1 protein-coding gene is annotated in these 255 nt (G+C 35.7%); it reads left to right on the top strand.

The features are described 5' to 3' along the window. On the top strand, positions 1-255 hold a 255-nt coding region (locus SB717_RS37690; protein ID WP_410908272.1), incomplete at both ends, for a polysaccharide deacetylase family protein.

The raw sequence follows: 255 nt of genomic DNA, 5'->3' as shown, positions 1-255 counted from the left end.
CATTTGATGACGGTCCAAACAAATATACTACACAAATTTTAAATATCTTAAAAGAAAAGAATGGAAAAGCAACTTTCTTTGTTATTGGCGGAAAAGTGCCGCATTACAGAAAAACGATGCAACGATTAATTAAAGAAGGACATTATATTGGGCTCCATAGCATGTCACATGATGTAAAACGCCTTTACACTGGTGACCCTTCCACTTTAATTGCAGAAATGGAACAAACACAAAGCATTGTCCAGCAAGTTACGA

Source organism: Priestia sp. SIMBA_032 (assembly GCF_046535215.1).
Classification (GTDB): domain Bacteria; phylum Bacillota; class Bacilli; order Bacillales; family Bacillaceae_H; genus Priestia; species Priestia aryabhattai.
The sequence above is the reverse complement of the archived record's forward strand: the minus strand, read 5'-3'. Positions and strand labels throughout refer to the sequence as shown.